This window comes from Cellulosimicrobium protaetiae, assembly GCF_009708005.2.
GTDB classification, from domain to species: Bacteria; Actinomycetota; Actinomycetes; order Actinomycetales; family Cellulomonadaceae; genus Cellulosimicrobium; species Cellulosimicrobium protaetiae.
In genome coordinates this window covers 3,661,483-3,686,213 of sequence record NZ_CP052757.1, presented here as the reverse complement: position 1 = coordinate 3,686,213, position 24,731 = coordinate 3,661,483, and the positions used below count along the sequence as shown (strand labels likewise).

General features: G+C 75.9%; 16 protein-coding genes and 1 tRNA gene. 12 read left to right on the top strand and 5 right to left on the bottom strand.

The features are described 5' to 3' along the window. The first annotated feature begins 26 nt into the window (after window positions 1-26). From FIC82_RS15890 to FIC82_RS15880, 3 genes are all read left to right on the top strand, one after another. Window positions 27-1,001 carry a DUF3152 domain-containing protein gene (locus FIC82_RS15890; RefSeq protein ID WP_253691225.1) on the top strand — a complete coding sequence of 325 codons (975 nt, stop codon included), beginning with the start codon at window positions 27-29 and terminating at the stop codon, window positions 999-1,001. 77 nt (window positions 1,002-1,078) lie between these two features. Then, window positions 1,079-4,498 carry an ATP-dependent helicase gene (locus FIC82_RS15885; protein ID WP_168731986.1) on the top strand — a complete coding sequence of 1,140 codons (3,420 nt, stop codon included), beginning with the start codon at window positions 1,079-1,081 and terminating at the stop codon, window positions 4,496-4,498. Beyond that, window positions 4,495-8,106, top strand: coding sequence for a UvrD-helicase domain-containing protein (locus FIC82_RS15880; protein WP_418884328.1), 3,612 nt, complete (start codon window positions 4,495-4,497; stop codon window positions 8,104-8,106). Before FIC82_RS15885 ends, FIC82_RS15880 begins: the two co-directional genes overlap by 4 nt. Window positions 8,107-8,176: 70 nt before the next feature. Here the strand turns inward: FIC82_RS15880 and FIC82_RS15875 are convergent, their stop codons facing one another. Beyond that, window positions 8,177-9,097, bottom strand: coding sequence for a phosphotransferase (locus tag FIC82_RS15875; protein WP_168731985.1), 921 nt, complete (start codon window positions 9,095-9,097; stop codon window positions 8,177-8,179). Window positions 9,098-9,168: 71 nt separating this feature from the next. Here FIC82_RS15875 and nudC point away from each other — a divergent pair, with 71 nt between their 5' ends. Continuing rightward, complete coding sequence (nudC, locus tag FIC82_RS15870) at window positions 9,169-10,203, top strand: NAD(+) diphosphatase (protein ID WP_336240045.1); 1,035 nt, start codon at window positions 9,169-9,171, stop codon at window positions 10,201-10,203. 90 nt (window positions 10,204-10,293) lie between these two features. On the opposite strand, the gene FIC82_RS15865 is transcribed toward nudC, so the two are convergent. Further along, the gene (locus tag FIC82_RS15865) at window positions 10,294-10,560 is read right to left on the bottom strand and encodes a mycoredoxin (protein WP_053369708.1); all 267 of its coding nucleotides are present in this window, start codon (window positions 10,558-10,560) and stop codon (window positions 10,294-10,296) included. Window positions 10,561-10,701: 141 nt separating this feature from the next. On the opposite strand from FIC82_RS15865, the gene FIC82_RS15860 reads away from it, so the two are divergent. Both FIC82_RS15860 and FIC82_RS15855 read left to right on the top strand, forming a co-directional pair. Beyond that, window positions 10,702-12,756 (top strand): ATP-dependent helicase, encoded by a 2,055-nt coding sequence (locus FIC82_RS15860; RefSeq protein WP_154799147.1) that lies wholly within the window; start codon window positions 10,702-10,704, stop codon window positions 12,754-12,756. 426 nt (window positions 12,757-13,182) lie between these two features. Then, on the top strand, window positions 13,183-13,695 hold the full coding sequence (locus FIC82_RS15855; protein WP_418884327.1) for a WhiB family transcriptional regulator: 513 nt from the start codon (window positions 13,183-13,185) through the stop codon (window positions 13,693-13,695). On the opposite strand, the gene FIC82_RS15850 is transcribed toward FIC82_RS15855, so the two are convergent. Next, window positions 13,669-14,784 (bottom strand): ThiF family adenylyltransferase, encoded by a 1,116-nt coding sequence (locus FIC82_RS15850; RefSeq protein ID WP_168731984.1) that lies wholly within the window; start codon window positions 14,782-14,784, stop codon window positions 13,669-13,671. The two genes, FIC82_RS15855 and FIC82_RS15850, sit on opposite strands and share 27 nt — an antisense overlap. A 223-nt stretch (window positions 14,785-15,007) precedes the next feature. Between FIC82_RS15850 and FIC82_RS15845 the strand changes: the two genes are divergently transcribed. Continuing rightward, window positions 15,008-15,619: a YgjP-like metallopeptidase domain-containing protein gene (locus tag FIC82_RS15845; protein WP_154800409.1), complete on the top strand. Its 612-nt coding sequence runs from the start codon at window positions 15,008-15,010 to the stop codon at window positions 15,617-15,619. Between the two features lie 58 nt (window positions 15,620-15,677). Here FIC82_RS15845 and FIC82_RS15840 read toward each other — a convergent pair whose 3' ends face one another. Beyond that, window positions 15,678-17,204, bottom strand: a complete 1,527-nt coding sequence (locus FIC82_RS15840; RefSeq protein ID WP_154799146.1) for a zinc-dependent metalloprotease — start codon at window positions 17,202-17,204, stop codon at window positions 15,678-15,680. 168 nt (window positions 17,205-17,372) lie between these two features. On the opposite strand from FIC82_RS15840, the gene FIC82_RS15835 reads away from it, so the two are divergent. Both FIC82_RS15835 and FIC82_RS15830 read left to right on the top strand, forming a co-directional pair. Continuing rightward, window positions 17,373-18,368 carry an NAD-dependent epimerase/dehydratase family protein gene (locus FIC82_RS15835; protein WP_154799145.1) on the top strand — a complete coding sequence of 332 codons (996 nt, stop codon included), beginning with the start codon at window positions 17,373-17,375 and terminating at the stop codon, window positions 18,366-18,368. A gap of 83 nt (window positions 18,369-18,451) precedes the next feature. Further along, window positions 18,452-19,561 (top strand): YlbL family protein, encoded by a 1,110-nt coding sequence (locus tag FIC82_RS15830; RefSeq protein WP_168731983.1) that lies wholly within the window; start codon window positions 18,452-18,454, stop codon window positions 19,559-19,561. A gap of 15 nt (window positions 19,562-19,576) precedes the next feature. Here FIC82_RS15830 and FIC82_RS15825 read toward each other — a convergent pair whose 3' ends face one another. Further along, entirely contained in the window at window positions 19,577-20,185 is a 609-nt protein-coding gene (locus FIC82_RS15825; protein WP_253691224.1) for a PPA1309 family protein, read from the bottom strand. A gap of 158 nt (window positions 20,186-20,343) precedes the next feature. Here FIC82_RS15825 and FIC82_RS15820 point away from each other — a divergent pair, with 158 nt between their 5' ends. From FIC82_RS15820 to FIC82_RS15810, 3 genes are all read left to right on the top strand, one after another. Continuing rightward, the gene (locus FIC82_RS15820; RefSeq protein WP_168731982.1) at window positions 20,344-23,406 is read left to right on the top strand and encodes a UPF0182 family membrane protein; all 3,063 of its coding nucleotides are present in this window, start codon (window positions 20,344-20,346) and stop codon (window positions 23,404-23,406) included. Window positions 23,407-23,525: 119 nt separating this feature from the next. Continuing rightward, window positions 23,526-24,566: an aldose 1-epimerase gene (locus tag FIC82_RS15815; protein WP_168731981.1), complete on the top strand. Its 1,041-nt coding sequence runs from the start codon at window positions 23,526-23,528 to the stop codon at window positions 24,564-24,566. Between the two features lie 62 nt (window positions 24,567-24,628). Next, a tRNA-Met gene (locus FIC82_RS15810) sits at window positions 24,629-24,702 on the top strand. Window positions 24,703-24,731 lie beyond the last annotated feature (29 nt).

Here is a 24,731-nt window from a genome sequence, read left to right as displayed (position 1 = left end):
GTCGCGAGGGGTGGGACGATGGGCGCGTGCCCGACAGACATACCACCCCGAACCGGCCCGCGAGACCCCGCGAGACGCGCTCGTCGAGGGGGCTCCGGCACGGGGCGGCGGTCGCCGCGTGCCTCGTGGTCGGGTTCGGCGGCGGCGCGGCGACGGCGGAGGTGTGGGACGTCCCGGTGCCGCCGGGCGCCGAGCTCCCTGCGGCGGCGGACCGCACGGACCCGCCCGCACCTGTCCGGGACGACACGGATGCGGCGAGCCGCTCGCAGGCCGAGCGCGCCGCCACCACCGGGAGCACGGCGACCGGTCCGGGCGCGCTCGGGCTCCTCGCACCTCGTCCGGACGCCGTGGTGACGCCGGCGCCGGCTCCCGAGCCCGACGCGACGGCCGCGGTCCCGGTGCCCGCGCCGGTCCCGACGCCCGAGCCCCCCGTCGCGGAGCCGGGCTCGGGCCTCGTGGGCGAGGTCGTCGTCGAGCCCGACCTCGGCGGCACGCTCGTCGTGGTCCCGGGCGAGGCGCCCGCGCCGGGCGGCGGGACGGTCCGCTCGGTCCGCGTCGAGGTCGAGGCCGGGCTCCCCGTCGACGGAGAGGTGCTCGCGACCGCGGTGCTGGCCACGCTCAACGACCCGCGCGGGTGGTCGGGCCCCGACGGCGTGACGTTCTCCCGGACCGCCGCGGACGACGCGTCGATCCGCGTCGTGCTCGCGAGCCCCGCGACGACGGACCGGCTGTGCGCGCCGCTCGCGACCGAGGGGAAGTACTCGTGCGGCAACTCCGTGTCCGGGGTCGCCGTGCTCAACTTCGAGCGCTGGGTGGTCGGCGCCCCCGACTTCGGGGACGACGTCGCGACGTACCGGCAGTACCTCGTCAACCACGAGGTGGGGCACGTGCTCGGGCACGGCCACGAGGACTGCCCGGCGCCGGGCGCGGTCGCGCCCGTGATGGTCCAGCAGTCCATCTCGGCGCAGGGCTGCGTGCCCAACGGGTGGCCCGTCCCGTAGCCGTCCGCTCGTCGCGCGCCGGTCGCGCGACGCCGCCCGGTGCGGGCGGTGTGGGTGGTTCGTGATGGGATCGGGCCGTGCCCAGGACGACCGCCCCTCGCCTCGTCGCGCGGTCGCGCGACCACGAGGCCGACGTCGAGCTCGACGACGCCCAACGGGCGGCGGTCGCGGCGGCGTCCGGTCCCGGCGCGACGGTCGTCGTCGGGGCTCCCGGGACGGGGAAGACCCTCGTCGCCCAGGAGGTCGTGCTCGCCGCCCTCGCGTCCGGGACCGCCCCGGAGCGCGTCCTCCTGCTCGCCTCGACCCGCCGCGCCGCGTCGGCGCTCCGTGACCGGCTGTCCGCGCGCGCCCGTCGGACGGTCGGCGCGCCGATGGTGCGGACCGCGGCCTCCGCGGCGTTCGCCGTCCTCCGCGAGCGTGCCGCGGCGCTCGGCGAGCCGCCGCCCACGCTCATCTCCGGCCCGGAGCAGGACCTCGTGCTCTCCGAGCTGCTCGAGGGCCACCTCGAGGGCGACCTCGCGCACCTCGGGGCGCCGCTCGCCCTGCCGCCGGGCCTGCCCCCCGAGACGCTCGGGCTGCGCGGTCTGCGCCAGGAGCTGCGCGACCTGCTCATGCGTGCGGCGGAGCGTGGCCTGACCCCCACGGACCTCGCGGCCCTCGGGGAGCGCTACGACCGCCCGGAGTGGACGCTCGGCGCCCAGCTCTTCGCGGAGTACCTGGACGTCACGGCGCTGCGGTCGGGGACCCCGGACGCGGGCGCCCGGTTCGACCCGGCGATCGTCGTCGACGAGGCGGCGGAGGCGCTGCTCGCGTGGGACGACGAGGTGCCCGACGCCGCCCGGCCACGCTGGGACCTCGTCGTCGTCGACGACTACCAGGAGGCGACGGTCGCGACCGCGCGCCTCCTGCACGTGCTGCACGACGACGGCGCCCGGCTCGTGCTGCTCGGCGACCCCGACTCCGCGGTGCAGACGTTCCGCGGGGCGAGCCCGGGGCTCGTGGGCCGCGCGTCGGCCCCGGCCCGTCGGGACGGCGCCCGCCGTGGCGAGCTCGGCGCGCGCGTTGCCGTGCTCGGCACGGCGTGGCGGCAGGACGCCGCGCTGCGGGACGTGACGCGCCGGGTCGCGGCGCAGGTCGGCACCGTCGCGGGTGCGGTGCACCGCGGTGCCGGCCCCCGGGGCGTGCCCGCCGACGTCGCGGGCGCGGACGACGCGTCCGGTCCGGTGGACGTGCCCCCGGGGCACGGCACGGGCGCCGAGCCCCGGGCCGCCGCGCCCGTCCAGGTCGTCGTGCTGTCGGCCGTGGCGCAGGAGGCGGCGTACGTCGCGCGCGAGCTGCGGGCCGAGCACCTGCTGCACGGCACGCCGTGGCACCGGATGGCGGTCGTCGCGCGCACCGGGACGCGGCTCGCGGCGCTGCGGCGAGAGCTCGTCGCGGCGTCGGTGCCGGTGACCCTGCTCGGCTCGGACGTCCCGCTGCGTGACGAGCCGGCGGTCGCGCCCCTGCTCGCGGCGGTCCGGGTGTGCGTGGCGGACGCGGACGACCCGGACGCCCTCGACCCGTTCACCGCCGCGGCCCTGCTCACGTCCCCGGTCGGTGCGCTCGACGTCGTCGCGCTCCGTCGGCTGCGGCGGGCGCTGCGCGCCGAGGAGATCGAGGGCGGTGGCGGGCGCTCGTCGGACGCGCTGCTGGTCGAGCTGCTGCAGGACCCGGCACGCGCGGCGACCCTCGCCCCGACCGTGCGACGCGGCCCGGTCGCCGTCGCGCGCGCGCTCGAGGCGGGCCGGACGGCGGCGGCGGAGCCCGGCGCGACGGCGCAGACGGTGCTCTGGGCGGCGTGGGCAGCGACGGGCCTGGCGGACCGGTGGCGTTCGGCCGCGCTCGACGGGGGTCCGGCCGGTGCCCGGGCGGACCGCGACCTCGACGCGGTCCTCGCGCTGTTCCGCGCCGCGGAGACGTTCGTCGACCGCATGCCAGGAGCCCCGGCGGGAGCGTTCGTCGAGTACCTCGCCTCGCAGGACCTCCCCGCCGACTCGCTCGCGGCGAGCGCGAGCGGCGCGGACGCGGTGGCGGCCCTGACGCCCGCGGGCGCCGCCGGGCGCGAGTGGGACGTCGTCGTGGTCGCGGGCGTGCAGGACGGCGTGTGGCCCGACCTGCGGCTGCGCGACTCGCTGCTCGGCTCGCAGGCGCTCGTCGAGCTCCTGGCGGGCCGCGCCCACGACGCGCACGGGGTGGGGGCGCAGGCCCGGGCGCAGGTGCTCGCGGACGAGCTGCGCGCCTTCGTCGTCGCGACCTCGCGCGCGACCCGACGCCTGGTCGTGACGGCGGTCCAGGACGCGGAGGAGGCGCCGTCGGTGTTCTGCGACCTCGTCGTCCCGCCCTCCGGCCCCGACGGCCCGGACGAGGGCCCGGGCGGCACCGACGGGCCGGACGACGGGTCGCCCGGCCCGGCCGCGGCAGGTGGGGCGGTCGTCGGACCCGCGCCCGGGACGGCACCCGACGGGCGCCGTCACCTGCGCGTGGGCGCGCCGCTCGACCTGCGCGGGCTCGTCGCCGCCGCTCGCGGCGTGCTCGTCGAGACCGCGGCGCGCGAGTCGCACGCGTCCGACGTCCCGGACGCGCGCGCGGTCGCCGCGGCCACGCTCCTCGCCGACCTCGGCGCGCTCGGCGTCCCGGAGGCCCGGACCGAGACCTGGTACGGCGTCGCCGGCGTGTCGAGCACCGCGTCCCTGCGGGCCCCGGCGGAGACCGTGACGGTCTCGCCCTCGAAGGTCGAGACCGTCACGACGTGCCCCCTGCGGTGGTCGCTCGAGGCCGCGGGCGGGACGGCCCCGGACGCGACGCACCAGAGCCTCGGGACGCTGGTGCACTCGATCGCGGAGAGCCACCCGTCGGGCTCGCTCACGGAGCTGCGCGCGGAGCTCGACCGTCGCTGGGCCGAGCTCGCTCTGCCCGAGGGCTGGCCGACCCGCCAGCTCCGTCGCCGCGCCGACCGCATGATCGAGAAGCTCGCGGCCTACGTCGCGCAGGCGGGGGAGCCGCTCCTCGTCGAGCCGACGTTCGACGTCACCGTGGGCCGTGCGCGGCTGCGCGGGACGATCGACCGGGTCGAGGCCGCGGGAGAGGGGAAGGTCCGCGTCGTCGACCTCAAGACGGGGCGGCGCACGGCGACCAAGGCGGAGGGGGCCGAGCACCCGCAGCTCGGCGCGTACCAGGTCGCGGTCGAGGCGGGCGCGCTCGACGTGCCCGAGGGGACGCGGAGCGCGGGCGCGCAGCTCGTCTACGTCGGGAGCACGCACGTCGGCCCCGCCGTCGTGCCGCAGCCCGCGCTCGACCCCGCTCCCGACGGGTCGAGCTGGGCGCGCGACCTCGTCGAGGAGGCCGCCGGGACGATGTCGGCGGCGACGTTCACGGCCCGCCAGAACGGGCTGTGCGAGATGTGCCCGGTGCGGCGCGCGTGCCCGGTGCAGCCCGAGGGCAGGAGGGTCGTGGCGTGAGCAGCGAGCTGTTCGAGCTCCCGGAGCCGGAGCCCACGGTCCGGCTGGTCGCGGCCGACGGGGTCCCGGTCGAGAGCACCGCCCGCCTCGCGGGGGCCGTCGAGCCGTCCCGTCCGACGTTGTCCGCGACGCAGATCGCCGACCTGCTCGGTCGCCCCCGGCCGACCCCGGAGCAGGTCGAGGTGATCGAGGCGCCGCTCGAGCCCACGCTCGTCGTCGCCGGAGCCGGATCCGGCAAGACGGAGACGATGGCGGCGCGCGTCGTCTGGCTCATCGCGAACGAGCTCGTCCCCCCGGACGCCGTGCTCGGCCTGACCTTCACGCGCAAGGCGGCCGGCGAGCTCGCCGAGCGCGTCCAGGTACGGCTCGCGCAGCTCGCGCGCGCCCGCGGCGGGGCGTCGTCGGCCCTGTCGCTGCTCGACCGGCCGACGGTCGCGACCTACAACGCCTACGCCGCGTCGCTCGTCGGCGACCACGGCCTGCGCGTCGGCGTCGAGCCCGGTGCGCGGCTCCTGGGCGAGGCGCAGCAGTGGCAGCTCGCGTCCGAGGTCGTCGAGGGCTGGGACGACGACCTCGGCACCGACCGTGCCCTGAGCACCGTCGTCGCGGCGGTGCTCGGGCTGTCGGGCGCGCTCGGCGAGCACCTGCTCGAGCCCGCCGACGCCCGCGACCGGCTCGCCGGCATCGTCGAGCAGCTCGACGCGCTGCCGCTCGGCCCGCGGCAGAAGGCCCGGACCAAGGAGGTCGAGAAGCTCGTCGGCGACGTCGCGGAGCGCGTCCGGCTGCTCGACGTCGTCGCGGAGTACCGGCGCCGCAAGCGCGCGACCGACTCCCTCGACTTCGGCGACCAGGTGGCGCTCGCGGCCCGCCTCGCGCGCGAGGTCCCGGTCGTGGGGGAGACGGAGCGGGCGCGGTTCCGGGTCGTCCTGCTCGACGAGTACCAGGACACGTCGCACGCCCAGGTCGAGCTCCTCGCGGGGCTGTTCGGCGGCGGGCACCCCGTGACGGCCGTCGGCGACCCGCACCAGTCGATCTACGGCTGGCGCGGCGCGAGCGCGGGCGGCCTCGCCCGGTTCCCCGAGCGGTTCCCGCGCGCGGCGGGCGACCGGTCGGCCGTGCGCTTCCTGTCGACGTCGTGGCGCAACGACGCCGCGGTGCTCGCCGCGGCGAACGTCACCGCGGGCCCGCTGCGGGGCGGCGCCCGGCCGAGCTCCGGCGACCGGGTCGAGGTGCCGCCGCTCGCGCTGCGCCCGGACGCCGGGCCGGGCAGGGTGTCGGCGCACGTCGCGGCCACCGCGGAGGAGGAGGCGGCTGCGGTCGCGGAGCTCGTCGCGGCGCGCTGGCGGCCGGCGGGCGCGCCGGGCGGGCGCGCCACCGCCGCGGTCCTGTGCCGCAAGCGCAGCCAGTTCGCGGCGGTCGAGGTCGCGCTGCGCCGTCGCGGACTGCCCGTGGAGGTCGTCGGGCTCGGCGGTCTGCTGACGACGCCGGAGGTCGTCGACGTCGTCGCGCTGCTCGAGGCCGTGCACGACCCCTCGCGCGGCGACGCGCTCGTCCGGCTCCTGACCGGGCCGCGTCTCCACCTCGGCGCGGCCGACCTGCACGCGCTGGGGAGCCGCGCCGCGGACCTCGCGCGCATCGAGGGCGCGCTCGGCGCGCGGCGGCGGAGCGCCGGGCAGGGCCCCGACGACGGTGCCGCGGTCGTCGAGGGCGACGTGGCCGACCACCGCTCGATCGTCGACGCTCTCGACGACCTGCCCGCGCCGGGCGAGCCCGCGGGGGACGGGCGCACGCTCACGGCGCAGGGCCACGCCCGCCTGTCGGCGCTGGCGCGCACCCTGCGCGCGCTGCGCGGGCTCACCTACCTCTCGCTGCCGGAGCTCGTCGTCGAGGCGGAGCGCGCGCTCGGGCTCGACGTCGAGGCGGCCACGAACGAGGCCCTCCTCGCGTCGCGCCGGCTCGTCGACCCGGAGGCCGTGAGCGACCGGGCACGCGAGCACCTCGACGCGTTCCGGGACGTCGCCGCGACGTTCACCCAGACGGCCGACGTCGTGACGCTCGGCGCGTTCCTCGCCTGGCTCGGCGTCGCCTCGAGCAGGGAGAACGGGCTGGACCTCCCGGTGCGCGAGCCCGACCCGGACGCCGTGCAGGTCATCACCGCGCACGCCGCGAAGGGCCTCGAGTGGGACGTCGTCGTCGTCCCCGGGCTCGTCGACGGCGTGTTCCCGACGACGGCGCAGTCGTCCTCGGGCGTGCGCGCGGACAGCGGGTGGCTCACCGACGTGAGCCAGCTCCCGTACCCGCTGCGCGGCGACGCGGCCGACCTGCCGGAGTTCCGCTTCGACCTCGCGTCCGACACCAAGGAGCTCGTGGCGCGGCGCGACGAGTTCCGCGCGGCGAGCGGCGAGCACCAGCTCGGGGAGGAGCGCCGGCTCGCGTACGTCGCGTTCACCCGGGCGCGCCGGGAGCTGTACCTCACCGCGTCGTGGTGGCAGACGGGCTCGCGCCCGCGCGTGCTCTCGCCGTTCCTCCTGGAGCTCGTCGAGTCCGGGGTCGTCGGCGCGGACGGCTGGTCCCGGCCGCCAGGCCCCGACGACACGAACCCGCTCGAGGACGTCGAGGTCACCGGCGAGTGGCCCGCGTCCGACGACGCGCCCGAGGGGTCGGCGCGTGCGGTCCTGCGCAGCACCGCGGCGGCCGTCGAGCGGGCCCGCGAGGCGCGTGCCCGGCGTGCCGTCGGCGGGGCGGGCATCGGCGCGGGTAGTGGTGCCGTCCCCGACCACGGCGCCCCCAGCCCGACACCTTCCGGCAGCGAGCCGAGCAGCGAGCCCGGCAGCGAGCCCGGCGGGGCGCTCGACCCGGTGGCCGGCCATGCCGCGGGCGGACCTGCCGGGCTCACCGCGCCCACCGGCGTGCTGGTCGACGGCGAGGGTCGTGACCTCGTCGCGCTCGCCCGGGTCCTGCTCGCGGAGCGGGCCGAGCGGTCGGGCCGGGAGGTCGAGCTCCCGGCGCACGTCTCGGCGTCGAGCCTCGTGCGGCTCGCGGCCGACCGTGACGAGTACGCGCTGCACCTGCGGCGCCCGGTCCCGGTCGAGCCCACGGTGCACGCGCGCCGGGGCACGAGGTTCCACCTGTGGGCCGAGCGCTACTTCACGACGTCCTCGCTCCTGGACGTCGAGGACCTGCCCGGCGCGGACGACGAGGACCTCGACCCGGACGCGGACCTCGACACGCTCCAGCGCACGTTCCTCGCTTCCGGGTGGGCCGGCCGCACGCCTCTCGCCGTCGAGGTCGACGTCGAGACCCCCGTCGGGGCGACGGTCCTGCGCTCGCGCATCGACGCGGTGTTCCCCGAGCTGCCGGAGCACGCAGGCGGGGCCCGGGACGCCGTCGTGGTGGTCGACTGGAAGACGGGCCGCGCGCCGACCGACGCCGCCGCGCGCAGCGTGCGCGAGGTGCAGCTCGCGGTCTACCGGCTCGCGTGGTCGCGATGGACCGGACTGCCGCTCGAGAAGGTCAACGCCGCGTTCTACTACGTCGCGTCCGACGAGACCGTGCGGCCGCGCCGGCTGCTGGGCGAGGCGGAGATCGAGGCGCTGATCGCGGGGTGACCCTTGCGCGCCGGGCGCGGCCGACGACAGCCGCGACCGCGACCGCGCACGTCGCACGGCGGCCGCGCGGTCAGTCGTCGGCGCCCTGCGTCGCCTCGTCCAGGTCGGCGAGCATGTCGAGCGCGTCGGCGACGACGTCGTCGAGCCCGTGCCGCACGCCGTGCAGGAGCCAGCGCGCGAGCGCGAGCTCGCCGACGAGGAGCGCGCGGTCCACGAGGTTCTTGTCCGTGAGCTCGGTGCGGCGCAGCTGGTACGCCTCCATGATCGAGTCGATCGCCTCGGGCGGGGCGGACACGAGCAGCCACGCGAGGTCGTCCGCGGGGTCGGCGACGCGCGCGCTCGCCCAGTCGGTCACGGCGACGACGCGGCCGCGCGCGACGAGGACCTGCTCGGGGCCGAGGTCGCCGTGCACGACGACGGGCTGGTACCGCCACAGGGACACGTCCTCGAGCGCGGTCTCCCAGCGGCGCAGGAGGGCCGCCGGCACCTTCCCGGTCGCCGCGGCCTCGTCGAGCTCGGCCATCCGGCGCGCGCGGTACTCCTCGACGTCGTACCCGGGCAGGCCCGCGTCGTCGACGATCGTGCGGGGCAGCTCGTGGATCGACGCGAGCACCCGCCCCAGGTCGGCGGCGAGCCCCGGCCCCGGGCGCAGGCCGTCCACGTCGAGCGCCGTGCCGTCGAGCGCCGGGTGCACGACCGCGCGCCCGCCCTCCGGCAGGAGCGCCGTGCCGCTGATGCGCGGGACCGCGAAGGAGAGCACCCCGGAGTCGGCGTAGAGCTGGAGCGAGGTGAGGAGCTCCGCCTCGGCCTCGAGCGCCGCACCTGCCTGGAGGCTGCGCGGGGCGCGCACGGTCCACCGGGCCCCGTCGGCATCGGTGACGACGGCCGTGTCGTAGTCGCCCGGGTCCTCGACGGGCCGAGCGCTGCGTGCGTCGAGCCCCGGCACGGCGGCGGTCGCGAGCGCGGCGAGGGTCAGCGGTGAGCGAGGCACCCGACCACGGTAGTCGCTCCCCGCCCGGGTCCCGGGGCACCCACGCCGTCCGCGTGGCCTACGGTCGGAGGGTGACCATCCCCGCCGCCCGGCCGTCGTCGGGCACGCTCCCCAGGACCACCCTCCGCGACCTCCCGCTGCCGCTCGACGGTGCGGTCCTCGACCGCGCGGCCCACCGGCGCGCCGAGCCCGACCTCGTGCGGACGCTCCGGACAGATCCCGCGACGCGCGTCGTGCTCGTCCACCGCGGTCGGCTCGCGCTCGCCGGGGCGAGCCCGACGGACGGCGTCGCGCTGCTCGACCCGGCGGACCTCTCCGACGTCGGCGTCGCGGCCGACGAGGACCAGGCGCGCTGGCTCTTCCTCGGGGAGGGCGACGGCACGACGTACGTCGCGCTCGTCCTGCCCGACGACGCGGACGCGGAGGAGGTCGACATCGAGGGCGTCGACGCGTCCGACCCGTTCGCGGTCCTCGCGCGCGAGCGGTCGTGGTCGGGGCTGCGCGAGCTCGTCGGCGGGCTCGACGCGCCCCTCGCCGGGCTCGCGACCGAGGCCGTCGCGCTCGCGGCGTGGCACGCGAACCACACCCGGTGCCCGCGCTGCGGCGGCCGGACGACGGTCGAGAACGGCGGGTGGACGCGGCGGTGCGTCGCGCAGGGCGTGGAGCTGTACCCACGCACGGACCCGGCGGTCATCATGACGGTCGTGCACGGCGAGGGCGACGACGAGCGGCTGCTGCTCGGGCACGCCGCACACTGGCCCGAGCGGCGCTTCTCCACGCTCGCCGGGTACGTCGAGCCCGGCGAGTCGCTGGAGAGCGCGGTCCGGCGCGAGGTCGCGGAGGAGGCGGGGGTCGTCGTCGGCGAGGTCGCCTACCGCGGGAGCCAGCCGTGGCCGTTCCCGGCGTCGCTCATGCTGGGGTTCGCCGCGCGGGCGCTGACGACGGACCTGCGGGTCGACGGCGTCGAGCTCACCGACGCGCGGTGGTTCACGCGCCCCGGGCTCGCCGCCGCGGTCGGCTCCGGGGAGGTGCTGCTCCCGGGCCGCGCGTCCATCGCGCGCTCGCTCGTCGAGGACTGGTTCGGCGACCGCCTCCCCGACCCCTGACCACCGGGTGCCGACGCTGACCGCTGAGTGCTGGGTATTCGTCGTCCCGACGAGCCGTGGACGACAGATACCCAGCACTCAGCAGGTGGGTCAGGCGGCGAGGCGCTGCTTGACCTCGGCGAGCGACGGGTTGGTCGCGGCGGAGCCGTCGGGGAAGACGACGGTCGGGACCGTCTGGTTGCCGCCGTTCACCGACTCCACGAACTCCGCGGTCCCCGGGGTCTCCTCGATGTTCACCTCGGTGTAGCCGATGCCCTCGGAGTCGAGCTGCGTCTTCAGGCGGCGGCAGTACCCGCACCAGCTCGTCGAGTACATGACGATCGAGCCGGCGTCGGGAAGGGTCGGGGCGGTGCTCATCGAGGGCTCTCCTGGTGCTGGTCCGGGCGGCGCGTGCCGCGGTCGATCGGTCGTGACGGTAACACCGGTGGCTTCCGTGCTGTTCCCACCGTGCGCGCGGACCGGCGCGCGTGTCACCGGCGCCTGCGAGAATCGCGGGTGATGTCCACGCCACCGGTCTCACGTCCGCCGTCCCTGCGTACCGCCGACGAGATCCTCGAAGCTCTCGACCCCGACCAGCGCGACGTCGCCGTCGCGCTGCGCGGTCCGGTGTGCGTGCTCGCCGGGGCCGGGACGGGCAAGACGCGCGCGATCACGCACCGCATCGCCTACGGCGTCCGCACCGGGGTGTACGCCCCGACGAGCGTGCTCGCCGTGACCTTCACCGCGCGGGCCGCGGGCGAGATGCGCACGCGCCTGCGCGAGCTCGGGGCGACGGGCGTCCAGGCGCGCACGTTCCACGCGGCGGCGCTACGACAGCTCGGATACTTCTGGCCCAAGGTCGTCGGGGGCGCGCCGCCGCGCATCCTCGAGCACAAGGCCCCGGTGATCGCCGAGTCGGCCCGCCGGCTCGGGGTCGGCGTGGACCGCGTCGCGGTGCGCGACCTGTCGTCCGAGGTCGAGTGGGCCAAGGTCTCCCTCGTCACCGCGGACGACTACGTCCGGGCGTGCGAGGCGATCGACCGCGAGCCGCCCGCCGGGTACGACCACCAGACCGTCGCGCGCCTCATCACCGCGTACGAGGACGTGAAGACCGAGCGCTCGGTCATCGACTTCGAGGACGTGCTCCTCATGCTCGGCGACATGCTCGCGACGCAGGGCGGGGTCGCGGACGAGGTGCGGCGCCAGTACCGCCACTTCGTCGTCGACGAGTACCAGGACGTCTCGCCGCTCCAGCAGTTCGTCCTCGACCAGTGGCTCGGGGGGCGTGAGGAGCTGTGCGTCGTCGGGGACCCGTCGCAGACGATCTACTCGTTCACGGGCGCGACGCCGCACCACCTCCTCACGTTCTCGCGCACGCACCCGGGCGCCCAGGTCATCCGGCTCGTGCGCGACTACCGCTCGACGCCGCAGGTGGTGAACCTCGCGAACCAGCTCCTCGCGCGCGCCGGGCGCGCGGGCGGGGCGCACCAGGCGCTCGAGCTCGTCGCCCAGCGGCCCGCGGGCCCGCCGGTCGCGTTCACGGCGTACGACGACGACGAGGCCGAGGCGACCGGCATCGCCCAGCGGATCTCGCGCCTGCTCGCGGCGGGGACGCGCGCGAGCGAGATCGCGGTCCTCTACCGCACCAACGCGCAGTCGGAGGCGTTCGAGTCGGCGCTCGCGGACGCCGGCATCGGCTACCTCGTCCGGGGCGGCGAGCGCTTCTTCCAGCGCAAGGAGGTGCGCGACGCGATCGTGCTCCTGCGCGGGGCGGCTCGCTCGGCCGACCCCGAGGTCGCGATGCCCGAGACGGTGCGCGACGTCCTCGCGGCGGCCGGCTGGGCGCCCGAGCCGCCCGCGGCGCGCGGCGCGGCACGCGAGCGGTGGGAGTCCACGCAGGCGCTCGTCGCGCTCGCGGACGACGTCGCGGCGCTCGCGCAGGCGGCCGAGGGACCGGCGCCGACGGTCGCGACCTTCGTCGCCGAGCTCGACGAGCGCGCCGCGGCGCAGCACGCCCCGACCGTGGAGGGCGTCACGCTCGCGTCGCTGCACGCGGCCAAGGGCCTCGAGTGGGACGCCGTGTTCCTCGCGGGCACGAGCGAGGGGCTCATGCCGATCTCGCTCGCGGAGACCGACGAGGCGATCGCGGAGGAGCGGCGCCTGCTCTACGTGGGCATCACGCGTGCCCGCGAGCACCTCGAGCTGTCGTTCGCCCGGTCGCGCAACCCGGGTGGCCGCGCGACGCGGCGTCGGACCCGCTTCCTCGACGGGCTGTGGCCGGACGAGCCGGGGGCGCACGGCACGCGCCGCCCGCGCGCCGGGCAGGCGAAGCTGCGGCTCACGGGGGAGTACGACCGCGAGCTGTTCGAGAGCCTGCGCGAGTGGCGGCGTCAGGTCGCGCAGGAGACGGACAAGCCGGCCTTCACGGTGGTCGTGGACACGACGCTCGCCGCGATCGCGGAGACCCGGCCCACCAGCACGGCCGCGCTCGCTCGGATCAACGGACTCGGGCCCGCGAAGATCGAGCGGTACGGCGCGGAGATCCTGGAGATCGTGGGTCGTGCGGATCGTTGAGGGGGAGCCGTTCTCGGGCTCCGCAGGGGGCTCGACAAACTCGTCGGAGAAATTCTCGTAAATAAGTTGTGCGTCCTGCGACGCGCGACATATGGTCGACGAGTCCTGTTGGAGAGGGGCGCGCCGGAAGGCGGGCCCCGAACGGAGAGAGGGGGTGGGAAAGCTGATGAAGAACCAGATCGCCATGGCGCACCTGCTGGATAACGCGTCCGTCTACACGGGCACGCCAGGAGGACTCCGTCCGCGTGCAACCGCGCACCGCGGCGGCACCTTCGTCACCCGCCCCGCTCCCGACTCCGCCTCCAGGACGCGTCTGGTCTGACCGACCAGAACCTTCCAGGCCGCGGAGTCCGTCTCGGACCCGTGGCCTTCGTGTTCTCCGGACACGTCTGCCGATGAGGATCACCGGTCTCTCCCGTCTCTCCCATGACGGGGACCGCTGTCCTCGGGTCCTGTGACGACGACGTTCACACCCACGACAGGACATCACTGGAGGACATCGTGCGGCTCACCGCGCTGCTCGACAACATCACTGCCCAGGGCGGATCCGGCCCCTGGGTCCCCCACCAACCGCTGGCCACCCCGCTCGGCGAGCAGGACTCCGCGGAGTTCGACCGTCTCCTCGCGGGCCTGCTTCCCTGCCGCACCAACGACCCGGAGCTCTGGTTCGCCGAGCGGTCCGCCGAGGTCGAGGAGGCCAAGGCACTGTGCCGCACGTGCCCCCTCGTCGAGGGCTGCCTCGCCGGCGCGATCGAGCGTCGGGAGCCCTGGGGCGTCTGGGGCGGAGAGGTCTTCGTGGACGGCGTCGTCGTCGCGCGCAAGCGCGGTCGCGGCCGTCCGAGCAAGGCCGAGGTGCTCGCCCGCGAGGCCGAGCGCCAGGTGCAGGAGGCCGCACGTGCCGGCGCCGGGGCGTCAGTCGGCGCCTCGACGGCGGCCTGACATGGGCAGCGGCGCCCCGTCCGGGGGCGTGCGCGCCAGCTCGCCGCACCCGCAGAGCGGGTGGCGGCTCGTCTCGCGCAGCCGCGGCACGGCATCGGGAGCAGGGATCTCGATGCAGGCCGTGGCTGCGCGGGGCACCAGCCCGTCCAGGGCTGCCAGGACCTGACCGAGCGCGACGGCGGCCGCCGACGCCGCGACGAGCGTCTCCTCGCACGACCCCGCAGGCCGTCGTTCCCTGAGCTGCCGCGCGAGCTGCGGCCAGCACGGGTCGACGTCCGCCTGGCGCAGGTCCACGCACGTCAGGCACGGGTCGAGCCCCGGCCGGACGAACGGTCCCACGACGACGTCGGCCTCCCGCACCACGACGGACAGGTGCGCGACCCCCTCACCCACGAGCCGCCGGACCCGTCCCGGGTCCGCCGCGCCGTGCTCGACCACGACGACGACGTCGGGTGGTGGAGCCGGGACGTGGGCCGTCGTGCGCTCCGACGACGTCCCGGCGACCACGACGGCGGGCGCGACCTCCTCGACGAGCCTCCTGACCGCCGCCTCGCGCGACGCACCCACGTCCCTGACCCGGTACGCACCCGACCCGACGTCGGTCGAGAGGACGGTGCCCGGGTCGTCGACGACGATCGTGCCCACCCCCGCGGTCGCGAGGTGCAGCGCGAGCGCCGCCCCCACCCGCCCGAGCCCGACGACGGCGACCGTCGACCGAGCGCGGGCCGCGAGCACGCGGTGCCCGGCGCCGTCGGGCCGCAGGGCCGAGAGCACGCCGAGGTCGGCATGGCCGTTCGCCGGCGCGGTCGAGGCCGCACGTCGCGGTCGTGCCGGGACGAGCAGGTGCGCCTCCTCGAGCAGCGTGACGAGGGCGCTGCGCCGGCCGGAAGCGCCCGTCGCCCCCGCGAGCACCGGGTCCGGGCCGCCACGCTGCCCGGCGGGGGACGCGAGCGCGCCCAGCCACTCCTCGTCGTCCGGCTCGAGCCCCGCGATCCGCACCGACCAGCGGGGGTCGGTGCCGACCTGCACCTCTCCGGGGGCGCGTCGCAGGACGCGGGCCTCGGGTCGCAGGACTCGTCGTCGGGGCACGGTTCCTCCGTGGTCGTCGGGTGCGGCGCGGCGGGCGCCCGGTCCAGACTGGCACGGCGCCGCGGCCCGACCCCGGTTGTCCACAGGGCGTGATCAGGGCGCTTCGTGGGCCATCCCTTGACCGGACGCACAAGCATTGCGGCCGTCCGCTCGACCTGCGGGCGCAGGAATCCGCCGCGCGCGGCGTGGGGCCCTGCCTTTTCGTGGCGAGAACCACTACGGTCTGAGCGTGGCCCGGGAGACGATCGTGGAGGTTCGGCGGAGCCGCCGACGCAAGAGCACGGTGAGCGCCTACCGTGACGGCGAGCGCACCGTCGTCGCGATCCCGGCGCGCTTCACGCGCGCGCAGGAGCGTGAGTGGGTCCAGCGCATGCTCGACCGCCTCGCCGACTCCGAGCGCCGCCGACGGCCCTCGGACGACGAGCTCGAGCGGCGGGCGGCGGAGCTGTCCGAGAAGTACCTCGACGGCCGGGCGCACCCCACGAGCGTGCGCTGGTCCGGCAACCAGGACCGACGGTGGGGGTCGTGCACCCTCATCGACGGGACGATCCGCATCTCGACCCGGGTGCGGGGGATGCCGCCCTGGGTGCTCGACTACGTGCTGCTGCACGAGCTCGCCCACCTGCTCCACGCCGGGCACGGCCCCGGCTTCTGGAAGCTGCTCGAGGCCTACCCGAGGACCGACCGGGCGCGCGGCTTCCTGGAGGGCGTGTCCTTCGCCCGCGACGCCGGGCACGAGGACCCGGACCACGAGGACCCGGCACACGAGGACCCGGACCACGAGGGGGAGGACTCGGGCGACGACGCGGTCCCCGACGGGCGCGCCCTGACCTGACCTGGCCGACCGGGTCGTCGACCGGGTCGGGGTGCCCGCCCGGGTCGACGCCGTCGGCTCAGCGCGCGGCGCCGTCCCCGTCCGTGGTGCCGTCGTCGTGCGGCTCGTCCGTCGACGGGTCCTCGTCCGACCCGCCGCTCGCCGCGGCTCGGAAGATCTCCTCGAGGGCGCGGTCGACGTCGGCCTCCTCGATGCGGGTCACGGCCCGCCGGCTCTCGTAGCCCGTCGGGTCGTCGAGGTCCGTCGCGTCGGGCAGGAGGTCGGGGTGGTCCCACACGCCGTCGCGCGCGCTCGACCCGGACTGCGCGGCGATGAGCGCCCAGAGCGCCGCCGCGTCGCGCGAGCGACGGGGACGCAGCTCCAGCCCGACCAGGGTCGCGAAGGTGTGCTCGGCGGGGCCGCCCGCCGCGCGTCGTCGTCGCAGCATCTCGCGCAGCGGGACGGCGTGCGGCAGGTGGGGGAGCGCCGCGGCCGCCGTCACCTCGTCGACCCAGCCCTCGACGAGCGCGAGCGTCGTCTCCAGCCGGAGCAGCGTCGCCTGCTGCTCGGGCGTGTTCTGGAGCCCGAACACACCGCCCGAGAGCGCCTGCTGCAGGGCACCGGTGTCGGTGAGGTCGACGTCGGCGAGCTGCGACTCGAGTGCGGACAGGTCGATCGTGATGCCGCGCGCGTACGCGTCGACGAGGCTGCGCAGGTGCCCGCGCAGCCACGACACGTGCGTGAAGAGGCGCGCGTGGGCGGCCTCGCGGAGCGCGAGGAAGAGCCGTACCTCCTCGGCCGGCGCGTCGAGTCCCTCGGCGAACGCCTCGACGTTCGTCGGCAGCAGGACCGTCCCGGGCTGGTCGAGCAGGGGGAGCCCCACGTCGGTGGCACCGAAGACCTCGCGCGACAGCGTCCCGGCGGCCTGGCCGACCTGCATGCCGAAGACGGCCGAGCCGAGGCGCTGCATGAGCGCCGCGGGGTCGCCCGGCATCCCGAGCGCGCCCGCGGGCAGACCGGGGACCTGGCCCGGGAGCGTGAAGCCGACGCCCGGGAGCGCGGACGGGTCGTCCCCGAGGCCCTCCGGGAGCTGGTCGCGCAGGACGGTCGCGAGCGCGTCGGCGACGGACGCGGCGACCGGAGCGACGAGCTCGTTCCACGCCGGGAGCGTGTGCTCTACCCACTCGGAGCGGCTCCAGGCCTGGGCGCGTCCGCCCGACGGCGGGAGGTCGGTCACGGCGTCGAGCCACAGCTCGGCGACGGACAGCGACTCGGTGACGGCCCGCTGCTGCGCCGTCGTGACGGAGGGGTCGCCCTCGGCGACGGCGACCTGGCGCGCGACGTCGTGCGAGACGTCGGTGTTCACGGGGCCGTCGCTCGGCGTCGACAGCAGCCGCTGGACCTGCGCGAGGACGTGCTGGAACAGCTGCGGGTCGGCCGCGCCCCCGGCGGCGAGCGCCTGGGGGTCGAGGCCGCGGGCGCGCAGCTCGCGCAGCGCCTCGTCCGCGTCGGGTCCGAGCATCGAGCGGAGCAGCTCCTCGAACCGCGGGTCGAAGGGCGTGTCGTCGTCCGGTCCGGGTGTGCGGTCGGGGGGAAGGCTGCTCATGGCGACTCCTCACGGTAGCGTCGGTGATCACCGTAACCACGATCGAGCGCCGAGAACGGGGGCTGGGCCATGTCCGAGGGCCGGGTTCGCTCACGGCGCAGCGACGCGGTCCCCGCCGGGGGGCAGCCCCCCGGAGGCACGGGGGAGTCCCGGGTACCCGGGCCTGTCGTGCCGCCTCGTGACCCCGTCGTGGTCGTCGGGGTCGGTCAGGTCGCGGACGCGGTCCGCCGGGGGCTGGGCGCGGCCGACGTGTCTCCCGTGGACCCCGACGGGTGGCCCGACGACGCACGCCGGCTCGTCGTCGTCGCCCCCGCGGGGGAGTTCGGGGCGCCGCGGGCGAAGACCGACGCCGAGCAGCGTGCCCGGCTCGCGCTCCTCGGCCGGCGCGCGGGCGAGGCCGCGGTCGCCGCGGGGATCGAGCACGTCGTCGCGGTGACCTCGGCGGCGGTGCACGGGGCGACGCCGGGTCGCGCGGTGATCGAGGACGACGACCCGGTCGCCGTCGACGACGCCCCCGGGTTCGCGGGGGACGTGGCCGCGTTCGAGGACGCGCTGCGCGAGGCGCTCCGCGGGGTGCCGCTCGGCCTGGTGCGGCCGGCGGTCGTCGTCGGGCCGGGGATCGACACCCTCCTCACCCGGCACTTCGAGGCCCCACGGCTTCTCACGGTGCGCGGCGGGGAGCGCACGTGGCAGCTCGTGCACGTCGAGGACGTCGTCTCGGCGGTCCGCGTCGCGCTCGACGGCGGCCTGGTCGGCGGCCTGACCGCGGGCCCGCTGCGGGACGGGCTGCCCGACGAGCTCGACTCCGAGACGGTCGCGGCGGCGGCCGGGCTGCGCACGGTCCAGCTCCCGCCGGCGACGGCCTTCGGCGCGGCGGAGCGCCTGCACCGGGTCGGGGTGCTGCCGTCGCCGGCGAACGACCTCGCGTTCGTCGTGCACCCCTGGTCGGTCTCCGCCGGGCGTCTGCACGGCGCCGGGTGGGAGCCGACCTGGACGGGCGCGGCCGCGCTCGAGGTGCTGCTCGCGGAGGTGCGCGGCCGGGTGGGGGTCGCGGGGATCCGGTTCGGGGGACGCGACGCGGCGGCCCTGGGCGCGGCGGGCGCGGCCGTCGCTGCCCTCGGCACCGCGGCGGTGTGGCGGCAGGCCCGAGCGCGCAAGCCGTGACGTCCCGGGGCCGCGCGCGTGCCGCACCGGGCTCGCGGCGGCGTCGGCAGGGAGAACCCAGCAACCTCGGGGATGATGTCCCGGTGAGCGACGCCCCCTCCTTCGACGCCCTCCTCACCGAGGACGAGCACACCCCGCCGCCCGTGACCCGGCGGACCGTGACGTTCGGCATCTCCCTGCTGGTGACGACGCTGCTCGTCGCGGGCCTCGCGATCCTGCCCGCGCCGTACGCGGTCCGGTCGCCGGGGCCGACGGAGGACACGCTCGGCGAGCAGGGCGGCACACCGCTCATCTCCATCACGGGCGCCGAGACGTTCGACTCGACCGGCGAGCTGCGCCTGACGACCGTCTCCGTCGCGGGGGGACCGGGGTACCCGGTCAACCTCGGCCAGGTCGTGCAGGGCTGGTTCGACCGCTCGCGCAGCGTGCGACCCGTCGAGGAAGTCTTCCCGACCGGTCGTACCAAGGAGGAGACCGAGCAGCAGGGCCAGGCCGAGATGATCTCCTCCCAGGAGAACGCGACCGTCGCGGCGCTCACCGAGCTCGGGTACGAGGTCCCGGCGACCCTCACGGTCGAGGCCGCGGTCCCGGACAGCGGGTCGGACGGCGTGGTGGAGCAGGGCGACGTCATCGTCGCGCTCGACGGCGCGCCGGTCCCGACGTACCAGGACCTCATCGACGGGCTCGCGACGGTCGAACCGGGGGCCGACGTGACCCTCGGCGTCGTGCGCGACGGCACGGCGACCGACCTCACGGTCACGACGACCGACGGCGGCGACACCGCGCTGCTCGGCGTCTTCATCGACCCGACGTTCGACTTCCCGGTCGACGTCACGATCCAGATCGAGGACATCGGCGGCCCGAGCGCGGGCACGATGTTCGCGCTCGGCATCGTCGACCAGCTCACGCCCGAGGACGAGGCGAACGGTGTCGTCATCGCCGGGACGGGGACGATGAGCGTCGAGGGCGACGTCGGCCCGATCGGCGGCATCCAGCAGAAGCTGTACGGCGCCCTGCGCGACGGCGCGTCGTGGTTCCTCGCGCCGCAGGCGAACTGCCCCGAGGTCGTGGGCAACGTCCCCGAGGGGTTGCACGTCGCCGCGGTCTCGACGCTGGCCGACGCCCGCGCCGCGATGGAGGCGATCGGCGCGGGCGAGGGCGACTCCCTCCCGACGTGCGAGGCGCGCGGCTGACGCGGGCCGCCCGCGTCAGTCCTCGAGCGTCGCCCGGAGCGCCGTGACGAGTCCGGGGACGAGGTCCGGACCGCCCGCGACGTCGGTCGCGGAGTCGTGCGCGCGCGACCGGACGGCGCACCACGCGGGCCCGTCGCGGAGCACGCCGACGGCGAGGCGCACGTCCTGGCGGTCGGGGTGCGACGTGAGGTAGTCGAGCGCGGCGTCCGGGTCCTCGGGTACACCCTCCTCGGCGGCCGGGGGCAGCACGATGCGTTCGACGACGAGCGCCGCGCCGTCGACCGTCGCGGGCCAGGCGACGCGCGCGAGCCCGTCCTCGAGGTCGCCGTCCACCGCGAAGCCCTCCTGCTCGATCGAGAGCAGGTGGTGCGGGTCGGCGGCGGCCGCCGCGACGACGTCGGGCGGCAGGCGGTCGGCGAGCGTCGGGTCCGCGGCGAGCGCCCCGGCCGTCGCGACGAGCGCGAAGAGCCGCGGCGGGGCGTCCCAGCCCGCGTCCGCCGCGTGCGCCTCGACCTCGTGGACGGCGAGCGCGAGCGCGTGCTGCGGCGTCGGGCCGCCGGGCGCGACGGGGCCGGGACCGGTTGCGGGGACGGGGGAGGGCGCGACGTCGTCAGGCTGGGGCATGCCCCCATCGTCCCCCATCGTGCGCCGACCGGGCGCGGACCGCGGTGACCGGCCGGTGTCGTCTCCCCACCGGACCGCGGACCGTGGGAACCTTGGGGGAGGACCGGGCGTTGACCCCGGTGCAACGCCCGAGCCACGACCGAAGAGGTATACCCACCGTGTCATTCGCCGCAGCGCCCCGCCGGCCGTCCTCCGGGGCGAGACCGTCCCGGCGCCGGAGCCCGATCGGGATCGCGATCGCCGTCGTCGGCGCCCTCGTGGTCCTCCTGCTCCTGCTCGCCCAGTTCTGGACCGAGGTGCTGTGGTTCCGGCAGCTCGACTTCGCGAACGTCCTGTGGACGCAGTGGGGCGCGCGCATCGCCCTGTTCGTCGGCGGGTTCCTCGTCATGGGCGGGCTCGTCTTCCTGTCGTTCTCGCTCGCGTACCGGTCACGGCCGATCTACGCGCCGTCGACGCCCGAGCAGGCCACGCTCGACCAGTACCGCGAGGCCATCGAGCCGCTGCGCAAGGTCGTCATGATCGTGGCGCCCGCGCTGGTCGGCTTCTTCGCCGGCGCGGCGGCGGCGTCGCAGTGGCAGACCGTGCTGCTGGCGCTCAACTCCGTGCCGTTCGGCACGACGGACCCGCAGTGGGGAATCGACCTCTCGTTCTACGTCTTCACGCTGCCCGCGCTGCGGTTCGTCGTGAGCTTCCTCATGGCGGTCGTCATCATCGCGGGCATCGCCGCGGTCGCGACGCACTACCTCTACGGCGGGCTGCGCATCGGTGGCGGCTCCGACGCGGGGCCGCGCACGACGACGGCCGCGCGCGTCCAGCTCTCGGTGACCGCCGCGCTGCTCCTGGTCCTCATCGGGGCCAACTACTGGCTCGACCGGTACTCGATCCTCACCTCGGGCGGCGCGAAGTTCGACGGCGCCTCCTACGCCGACGTGCACGCCGTGATCCCCTCGAAGGCGATCCTCACGGTCGTCGCCCTGTTCGTCGCGGCCCTGTTCGTCGTGACCGCGGTGCGCGGCAACTGGCGGCTCCCGGCGATCGGCGTCGGCCTCATGGTCGTCTCCGCCATCGCCATCGGCGGCATCTACCCGAGCGTCGTGCAGCGCTTCCAGGTCACGCCGAACGCGCAGGACTTCGAGGAGGAGTACATCCAGCGCAACATCGACGCGACGAAGGCCGCCTACGGCATCGACGCGGTCGAGACCGAGCAGTACAACGCGAAGACCGAGGCGGAGGCGGGCGCGCTGCGCGAGGACGCCGACACCACGGCGTCGATCCGCCTGCTGGACCCGGAGATCGTCAGCCCGTCGTTCAGCCAGCTCCAGCAGAACAAGCAGTACTACCAGTTCTCGCCGTCGCTGTCCGTCGACCGGTACACGATCGACGACGAGAGCCGTGACACCGTGATCGCGGTGCGCGAGCTCAACCAGGACGGCCTGGGTGCCGACCAGCGCAACTGGGTCAACGACCACACGGTGTACACGCACGGCTTCGGCGTCGTGGCGGCGTACGGGAACCAGATCGGCCCGGACGGCCGTCCCGCGTTCTACGAGGGCTCGATCCCGTCCACCGGCGCGTTCACCGACATGTACGCGGACCAGGGCGGCTACGAGCCGCGCATCTACTTCTCGCCGGAGGCGCCGCAGTACTCGATCGTCGGCGCGCCGGAGGGCCGTGACCCCTGGGAGCTCGACTACCCGGTCGACGACGAGGGCGGTCAGGTCAACAACACGTTCCCGACCCAGGACGTCGCGGCCGGCCCCAGCGTGGGCTCATTCATGAACAAGGTGCTCTACGCGCTCAAGTTCGGCTCCGAGCAGATCCTGTTCTCCGACCGCGTGACCGAGGACTCCCAGATCCTCTACGACCGCAGCCCGCGCGACCGCGTCGCGAAGGTCGCGCCGTACCTGACGCTCGACGGCCGGGTCTACCCCGCGGTCGTGGACGGCCGGGTGAAGTGGATCGTCGACGGCTACACGACGTCGAACGCCTACCCGTACTCGACGTCGGAGTCGCTCGACGAGTCGACGGCGGACTCGCTCGTCGCGGCGAACTCGGTCGAGGCGCTCGCCCCGCAGCAGGTGAACTACATCCGCAACTCCGTCAAGGCGACGGTCGACGCGTACGACGGCTCCGTCGACCTGTACGCGTGGGACGCGGAGGACCCGCTGCTCCAGGCCTGGTCGCAGGTGTTCCCGACGTCGCTCCAGCCGATCTCGGAGATCTCGGGCGACCTCATGAGCCACCTGCGCTACCCGGAGGACCTGTTCAAGGTCCAGCGCACGCTGCTCGCGAGCTACCACGTGGACGACGCGAACGAGTTCTTCTCGGGCCAGGACTTCTGGCGCAGCCCGGAGGACCCGACGGCCAGCGGCACGGTCAAGCCGCTGCAGCCGCCGTACTACCTCACGCTGCAGATGCCGAGCCAGGACGCCCCGACGTTCTCGCTGATGTCGACGTACATCCCCGGTGGTGGGTCGGACCGCAACATCCTCACCGGCTTCCTCGCGGTCGACGCGGAACCGGGGAACGAGGCGGGCGTGCGCTCGGAGGACTACGGCACGCTGCGGCTGCTCGAGCTGCCCCGCAACGCGACCGTCCCCGGACCGGGCCAGGTGCAGAACAACTTCAACACCGACCCGACCGCCGCGGACGGGCTGCTGGCGCTGCGGCGCGGTGACTCGACGGTCATCAACGGCAACCTCCTCACCCTCCCCGTGGGCGGCGGCCTGCTCTACGTCCAGCCGGTCTACGTGCAGTCGACGGAGGGCACGCGGTTCCCGCTGCTGCGCAAGGTGCTCGTGTCCTTCGGCGACGAGATCGGCTTCGCCGACACGCTCGACGAGGCGCTGGACCAGGTGTTCGGCGGCGACTCGGGCGCGAACGCGGGCGACGCGGACGGCGGGGTCGAGACCGAGGTCCCGGACCAGCCGGCCGACGGCGAGACCGCGGACCCGGGCACGACCGACCCCGGGACCACGGACCCGGGCACCGAGCCCCCGGCCACCGAGGAGCCGGCGCCGCCGGCCGACGGCGGCACGGTCGACGGCGGCGCCCGTGCCGAGCTCGACCAGGCGCTGCGCCAGGCGCAGCAAGCGATCGAGGACGGCCAGGCGGCGCTCGCCGAGGGCGACTTCGCGGCCTACGGCGAGGCGCAGGACCGGCTCCAGCAGGCGCTCGAGGCGGCGCTGGCGGCCGAGCAGTCGCTCGACACCGAGGGCTGACGCGCGGGTCGGTCAGAACAGGCACGACGGACGGGCGGGGACACCACGGGTGTCCCCGCCCGTCCGTCGTCCCGTGGCAGAGTTGTCTTTTCGCCCACCGGGCGGGAGGATCGCTCCTCGTGACTACTGCAACGGTTTGCAGCAACGCTTTCAGCGCGGCGGGCGACAGCACCACGACCGTCCCCGCCGTGCGCCTGAGCCACCCGTCCGGGGCGGAGCTCGTCGTGGCGCTGCGCGGCGCCGCCGTCCTCGCGTGGCGCGCGCCGTGGCGCGGACCTGACGGCGTCGAGCGCGTGGAGGACCTCGTCGACGGGTACGCGGACGAGGCGGAGGTCGCGGCGCACGACGCCGCCCGCTCGGCGTTGATGGCTCCGTTCGTCAACCGGCTCGCCGGCGGGGAGTACGTGTTCGACGGCGTCCGGCACCTGGTGCCGCCCGTCCTGCCGTGGGAGCCCCTCGCCATGCACGGGTTCGCCCGCACGCTCGACTGGACGGTCGTCGACCGGGACGAGGACCCCGCGCGCCTCACGGACGTGGACCCGGCGCGACCGGAGTCGGTCACGCTCCGCGCGTCCGTCGCCCCTGACGCCCACGTGGGGTACCCCTTCGCGCTCGCCCTCGAGGTCGAGTACGTGCTCGACGCGGGCTCGCTGGGCGTCACGCTGCGGGCTCGCAACGTCGGCGCGACCGCCGCGCCCGTCGCCCTGGGGTGGCACCCGTACCTGCGCGTCCCGGGCCACGACACGATCGACCGGCTCGAGCTGACCGTCCCGGCCGGGCACGCCGTCCTGACCGGCGCCGGGCTGCTCCCGCTCGCGGGGGCGGAGGCGTTCGGGGCGATCGACGGCGTCGGGCCGCTACCGCTCGCCGGCGTGCGGCTCGACCACGCGTTCGGCGACCTGGGCGCCGACGCCGACGGGCGCGCCCGGACGCTCGTGCGCGACCCCGCGACGGGGCAGGGGCTCGCCGTGTGGCAGGACCGCGGGCTCGTGCACGTGTACACGGGTGACGGCCTCGTGCGCCGCGAGCGGGCTGCGCTGGCCGTCGAGCCCGTCGAGACGCTGACCGACGCCTTCAATCGTCCCGACTGCGCGGCGGACGTGCGGCTGGAGCCCGGGGCCGTGCGCGAGTTCGCGTTCGGGGCGGAGATCCTGGCGTGACCCACGTCTCGTCCACCCGATTTGGCCTGGTCCGGAACCTCGCGTAGAGTAGTGATCACCGACGCGGGGTGGAGCAGCTCGGTAGCTCGCTGGGCTCATAACCCAGAGGTCGCAGGTTCAAATCCTGCCCCCGCTACTCAGAAGACGAAGGCCCTCGATCCGATG

Coding starts and splice junctions, on each gene's coding strand:
- FIC82_RS15825 (WP_253691224.1), bottom strand. CDS start 20,185: ATGCCCCAGCCTGACGACGTCGCGCCCTCCCCCGTCCCCGCAACCGGT.
- FIC82_RS15840 (WP_154799146.1), bottom strand. CDS start 17,204: ATGAGCAGCCTTCCCCCCGACCGCACACCCGGACCGGACGACGACACG.
- FIC82_RS15860 (WP_154799147.1), top strand. CDS start 10,702: ATGTCCACGCCACCGGTCTCACGTCCGCCGTCCCTGCGTACCGCCGAC.
- FIC82_RS15865 (WP_053369708.1), bottom strand. CDS start 10,560: ATGAGCACCGCCCCGACCCTTCCCGACGCCGGCTCGATCGTCATGTAC.
- FIC82_RS15855 (WP_418884327.1), top strand. CDS start 13,183: ATGACGGGGACCGCTGTCCTCGGGTCCTGTGACGACGACGTTCACACC.